Genomic DNA, 4,436 nt, shown 5'->3' with positions numbered 1-4,436 from the left:
CGCAACTCAAATTTATGCAAGGCCAGATATGCAGAGAATTGAGAACGAACTTGATGCGGCTAAAACTTTAATACTGGATGCTTTAAGCAATAAGCTTCTGGGGATTTAAATGGTAACCATTGTTATTGAAATACAAAAGGATTCAGAAGTTAGGAAATATGAATTTATTATTTTAAAAGAAAAAGATGATTTACTAATTTGTTTGGATGAGATTGCTAGGGAAACAGTTTTTGATGGAGTCTACACAAAAACCTATAAAGAAAACTACATAAAGACGGCTTTTTATCTTTTATACGGAAAGCTTAAAAAAACTTTTCAAGAAATTGATGAGGCAAGCAATAGCCAATTTTTGCATGTAAATATTCAAGGAATTGTAAAAGAAGATGAGGTCTTAGAAGATGTCTCACAGTCAAAAGAATTAAATATTTCACGAAATGTAGAAGCCTTTATGTATATATGGCTTTTTCGTATGTGCGCGAGCGGTCTGCTTTCAAAAAAACATGTAAATCCAAGAATATCTATAAATGTGAAATCCAAAATTGTCCAAAAGAATTCACATTTGATCAAATCTGATTTGGCACTCTTAGCTCTATACGGGAGCACTGATTCCTCACTAGAAATTCTAGAAGGCTTAAATTTAATCAGTGATGTAGGACTTTTATCAAACTTTCTTGATCATTACAGAAAAAATTCTCCTAAGCGTTCCGACTATAGACCTAATTCAGTTTATACATTTCGTGAATATATTCTTAAACACGGATCCGAAAGTTCAGTTGATTATTTTGACTTTTTGGTGGTGAAAGATAAATTACTTGAATCTACTGGGATTGATTTTGGTGATTATCCATTTATTTTGCTATTAGCTGATTATTCACTTGTTAATCACAAAGGCAAGCCGCGAACCTACAATTCTTTGAATCATTTTAAACAAAGAGACTTCCACTTAGGGGAGGCTGCTAATGCTCTAAGAAAAACATTAAAGATTAAAGCTAAAAAGAGAAATTTGGCCTCTTTGTTGACTGGAAGCCAATTTGAAATTGGGAAAAAATACGAATTTGAAAATAATACTTTCTTGTCTCTTTCAGAAGAAATTGATGGTAATCTGATTTTCTCCGTATCCAGAAATGATGATAAAAAACACTTCAATCCTCAAATTGAGGATTCAAAATTTTCTGAAAAATTTTTCGAATTAGCTTCCTATCAAAGAGATTTTCTAAAACAACTCTCCCATAAAAGGAGAGATGCTAGCATTAAGGTATATAAACAAGCTTTAAGATTAATAAACGAATATTTAGTAGGATTTGTATATCCAATAAGTATTTCCGAAAACCTGCATTTTTTTAATGTATCTGGCGAAAATTTTACAAACTCTAAGCTAACACCTTTGTTTAGCTCATCCGAAATTGTAATGCTGAGTTTTGAAAAAAAATATGGTGTTAAAAAAATTCCACTTGGATTTAGAGATTGGTTGGAGCTTGAAAAAGAAGAGTTAGAGTCTGGCTTATTCAGTAAGCTATCAGCGGTTGAAAAATTTTTCAAATTTGTGGAAGTTACGGCAAATGGTATAGGTAAAATTTATGGCTCTCCTATTCCAATAGAGTTCACCAAATCAACCTCAAAAAAGTATTCTTCAACAACAAAGAATATTTTGGATGTAAAAGAATGGCTTATTTTCGTTGATATACTAGATTGTTTGATGCGCATTGGTCTGAAGGAAATATATTTAAATGTCGATGATTTCGATTATATATTTGCGCGAGAATTTGTTAGAGATTTTGATTCTGAATTAATTAATAGAAAATTTGATTTTGATTTAAATGTACCAGTAGATATTGTTCAATCTGCACTAGAGCATTATAGATTGCAATATTCTGAAGGATCTAGTCAAAAAGCAGTGTTGCTCAACAATACTCCATTCTGGGGTGCTATTTCATGTTTGTATATTGTTATTAATACCGGACTACGAAGCAACAGCGCCGTTAATCTTCAGTTAAACGACCTTATTGAATTTAGGGGTGATAAGTACACAAGTATTAATGTCATACAGGACAAAACGGACCCAGGCGGCTTCAAATCAATGATTCCAACACCTGTCCTGAACCAGGTAGTTGAATTAAGAAAATTATTATTTAAAAATGATGAGTCGTTTTACGGACTTAGGAAAATTGACAGAGGCAATGGTGTATTCGAAGAGTACGAAGGTTTACTTGGTGCTTCAAACAAAATAGATGAGGGGGTCGTTTCAACGGCTGCCGATTTTGTCTTCTATTTGTATAACGAAATAGTGAAATATTTAAACGCAAGTCTAGGCTATGCGGAATTACAGGAAATCAAAATTCGCCCTTTTATTAATAGTGAAAAAAGAGGCGTTGGAGTTGAGAGAAAATCAATTCACCCCTTAAATGCTTATGCCTTTTCTAATATAGATGTTGGCAGCAAAAGTTTTCAAGAAATATCATCTGAGCTATGCCCTTTGATTCAAATACGACTGAAACCAGACTTAACTGTTCATTCGCTTAGAGCCACATTTGTTACAACGGCACACTTGGCTGGGGTGTCTGCAGAAATTATTAAAGCTTGTACAGGGCAGGAGCCCATTACCCAGTCACATTATATAAAAGCAACAGCTAAGAACATGGAATATCTTGCCTCAGGTGCAAGGTTTGAACTTATTGAAAAAATTATTAGTGGTGAGTCTGGTATAAGGCCAGTTCAACTTTCAGAAGATGAGGTGGCTCAAACTGTAAGGGCAGGGATTATCCGTTCTGGAGGGCTTACATGCAGTTTAAAAGGCATTTTAAATACAGATGATATAGAAAGTATTTATAGGTCAAATTTTAAAAATGTATCAATTCATTCTACCCATATTTGCCCGCACAATGATGAATGTCCTACTTATATTCAAATTGAGTTAAATAATGAAAAGAACTGCGCTATCTGTCCAGTTAGCATATCTTTTATATCTGATATACCCGCTATTAGTCAAAAAATTCGCTTTCACATAGAGGAGGCGCAGAGCCTAAAAAACTGTAACAATACAAATAAGCGCGGGCGTAAGACTAATGAAGCTGCTTGGGTTACACATTTTAAAGAAGCTTCAAATTGGCTTGCTCGCTATGACTTACTAAAAGACTCCAAAGGAATAATTGCTGGCGAAAATATTATTAGGGATTCCAAGAACGCGCTCGCGATGTTTACATGTGAGGATAATCCTTTGCTTGAGGACCTTCTTCGAATGATTGAAACACGAGGATATAACTCTTATCAAAGCGGTAGCTTAAAAGCAAAGGCATTGATGCTTCAGATGAAGTTGGCACCAATCTTGAATGGTTTGAATACAGAATTGCTAATAAGTGATCCGGTGGAAACAGTTTGCAGGACACTAGAAAAAATACTCAAGATAAACAAAATAGGGATTGATGAAGTACTTTCAAGATTAGGCAGTGATTCTCCATCATTGATGAATAAAGATGTTATTGATGCATTGCTTATCGGAGGAAAAAATGACTGACCGTTATACGAAAATAGTGGAGTATGCAAACGATATATCTACAGCTCGTTTAGCATTGATTGTACAAATAATTGAAAAGATAAAATCTTCTGGGGCAATTTTTTCTAATATCACTAAATTTTCAAAAGAGGTCGCATCGCGTCTTGGTGAAATCGAGGGCAGTTCACCAAGTTATACCGCTTTATTGAGGAAAGGGTCTCCTTATAGAGAAGAAGTACAAAAAGGCTATACAAAATGCTCAGATTTCAGTAGTGCAGTTTTAAAAGAGTCGAGTTCAGATTCCCAGACTATTCTTGAGTATAAGCTGGCCTTGAAAGAAAAAAATGACGATATTGATAAGTTAAAAAGAACTGTTTCAAATTTGCTTACTAAGCTACAGGGTCTTGAGTCAGATAAATTAGATTCTGCACATATCAAGCCAGACACAGCCAAAAGTCAGAATTATGTTTTCTTTAAATATCTTTTAGAAATTTTAAACATTTTTTGTCAACCAAGAGGGCCATACATTTTCGATTATATTAATGGGGTCATAACGAATCCAATGACAAACCTTCCTGAAATTAAAGAGTTTCCTGATGGATTTTTGGATTTTTACATTAAGCATACTCAATAATGAGTTTTTCTTAAATTAACGAGCATCTCATTAGATTCTCATAACCAGATTAGCCCGGTGGCGTTTGAAGTGTTACAAACAGGAAGTTGTTAAGTGTCTAAATGTGAGCGGATGTATACCAATTACTTTTACTATGGGGAAAAGTATTGTTCAACTGACATGGGTGGCAAAGAAAACACCATCGTAGACATCAAAGTTATTTTTTCTGTATAATTTTGTTTATAGGTCATAAATTTTACGTCCCGCAACCGGTCTTCAGAGTCGGCAAATGCCGTGTAGAGTTTGTGGCCTTTTCTTTTTGGGTTTTAGATC

The 4,436-nt window shown here is 34.3% G+C and carries 2 protein-coding genes; both read left to right on the top strand.

Annotated features, from left to right (window positions below; translation table 11 throughout):
* Positions 1 to 109: 109 nt before the first annotated feature.
* Positions 110 to 3,511 (top strand): hypothetical protein, encoded by a 3,402-nt coding sequence (locus C0512_RS14685; RefSeq protein WP_290862895.1) that lies wholly within the window; start codon positions 110 to 112, stop codon positions 3,509 to 3,511.
* Positions 3,504 to 4,124, top strand: a complete 621-nt coding sequence (locus tag C0512_RS14680; RefSeq protein ID WP_290862893.1) for a hypothetical protein — start codon at positions 3,504 to 3,506, stop codon at positions 4,122 to 4,124. Before C0512_RS14685 ends, C0512_RS14680 begins: the two co-directional genes overlap by 8 nt.
* Positions 4,125 to 4,436: the final 312 nt, after the last annotated feature.

Origin of the sequence: Flavobacterium sp. (assembly GCF_013822155.1) — a bacterium.
Taxonomy (GTDB): Bacteria; Bacteroidota; Bacteroidia; order Flavobacteriales; family Flavobacteriaceae; genus Flavobacterium.
The sequence above is the reverse complement of the archived record's forward strand: the minus strand, read 5'-3'. Positions and strand labels throughout refer to the sequence as shown.

What these genes read in the sequence shown, in the direction of transcription:
- C0512_RS14680 (WP_290862893.1), top strand. Translation starts at nt 3,504, where the DNA reads ATGACTGACCGTTATACGAAAATAGTGGAGTATGCAAACGATATATCT.
- C0512_RS14685 (WP_290862895.1), top strand. Translation starts at nt 110, where the DNA reads ATGGTAACCATTGTTATTGAAATACAAAAGGATTCAGAAGTTAGGAAA.